The 1,697-nt window shown below is 50.3% G+C and carries 1 protein-coding gene; it reads right to left on the bottom strand.

Going from position 1 to position 1,697, the window contains the following annotated elements:
• Positions 1-202 precede the first annotated feature (202 nt).
• Positions 203-1,633, bottom strand: coding sequence for an IS1182 family transposase (locus ACT3TC_RS17050; RefSeq protein WP_444641139.1), 1,431 nt, complete (start codon positions 1,631-1,633; stop codon positions 203-205).
• Positions 1,634-1,697 lie beyond the last annotated feature (64 nt).

Raw genomic sequence — 1,697 nt, 5'->3', positions numbered from 1 at the left:
GGTCGAGGTTGTGTGAAAACCTAAAAATCAGTTGCCGATGACAGTATCCAGTCGTCTTGGTACGACTATCGGCTAGCAATACGTTTCAGAACGTCTTCATTTATTATTTCCGCATCTCTAGCTGTTTGAGATGATCACTAAGAAACACCCGCTAAAGAGCGTTATCGGCTTTTACAAGCTTGCCAGAACCAGGTTGAAGCCCTTACCCACGGATTGCCTGGACTAATCCCTGGGTGCCAAAGATATTCATTACGCGTTTCATGTTATAAGCAAGTACATGGAGGCTCATTTCCGTGCTGACGTTCTTAAGTCCCTTAGTCAGGAAGTGCGTCGCTCCCATCCACGCTTTCAACGTGCCAAAGGGGTGCTCGACCGTCTTACGACGGATGCGCATCATATCCGGCGCCTGATCCAGTCTAAATTTTACCGCCTCCAGAACCTCTTCGTGTTCCCACCGTTTGATACGCCGATAGATACCTGTGGTGCATTGCGGCTTCATTGAGCAATTCGGGCAAGCCGAACTCCAGTAGCAATGAAGCGTCTGGCCTTTTTCAACGTTCTTGAAGCGCCAAATCAGGCGCTCCCTTGCTGGGCAGCGATATTCATTACGCTCAGGCACGTAGCGGAACGCTTCTCTGGGAAACATACCTTTAGCCTGGCTAGGCGAGGTTTTGGGCTTGGGAAGATACGTCGTGATACCGGCCTTGTGACACGCAAGTATCTCCTCACCCGTAAAGTAACCGCGATCAGCTACAACGTGGAGATCACTGACAGCACTAGCATCGCGTGCTTGTTGGGCCATCCGGTAAAGCTGACGCCGGTCACTGCCGACATTGATGACCTCATGGGCGACAATCAAATGATGCTGGCTATCGACAGCCGTCTGCACGTTGTAGCCTACGATTCCCGTTCCTCGCGCAGTCATGGAGCGAGCATCAGGGTCTGTCAAAGAGACTTGCTGGTCAGGAGACTCAGTTCTTTGAATTTCAATGGATTGTAGTTGCTGAACTTCTTCTGTTAGGGAAGCGATCTTTTCCTTCAAACCAGTCGTCTGCGTTTCTGTGACAGCGGCGGCGCTTTGATCCATTGCGTCGAGCTGGCGTAAGTAACGCTCAATACTTTTATCGATTTCTTCTGCCCGCCGCTTCATCTTAGCCAAGGTAAAGTTACGGTCTCGATTGTTGACTGCCTTAAATTTGCTGCCATCAATTGCCATTACCGAATGTGAAAAGAGCCCTAAACGTCGACATATCATGACAAAGTCGCGGCAAGTAGCTTGAATCGCTTTGCCGTTGTTTTTGCGGAAATCTGCGATCGTTTTGAAATCCGGCGCTAGGCGTTCCGTTAGCCACATGAGTTCAACATTACGCTGTGCCTCACGTTCCAGACGGCGGCTAGATTGGATGCGATTGAGGTAGCCGTAGAGATAAATTTTTAAAAGAACGGCGGGGTGGTAGGCGGGCCGACCCGTCGCATGAGGGTCAACGCCATTAAAGCCCAGCTGCTTGAGATCAAGGGCGTCAACAAAAGCCTCAATGGCTCGAACCGGATTATCTTCAGAGACAAAATCATCCAGAAGCTCAGGAAACAAGGTAGCTTGGGATCGGGATTCACCTGCGACGAACCGTTTCATCGTTACCTCCCACACTCTGTCATGGGATAAGTATAGCGACAGCTACGTTTTCACACAGCCTCGG

The organism is Halomonas sp. AOP27-A1-41 (genome assembly GCF_052378605.1).
Taxonomy (GTDB): Bacteria; Pseudomonadota; Gammaproteobacteria; order Pseudomonadales; family Halomonadaceae; genus Vreelandella; species Vreelandella citrativorans.
Note: the sequence above shows the minus strand (reverse complement) of the source record. Positions and strands in the feature narration are given on the sequence as shown.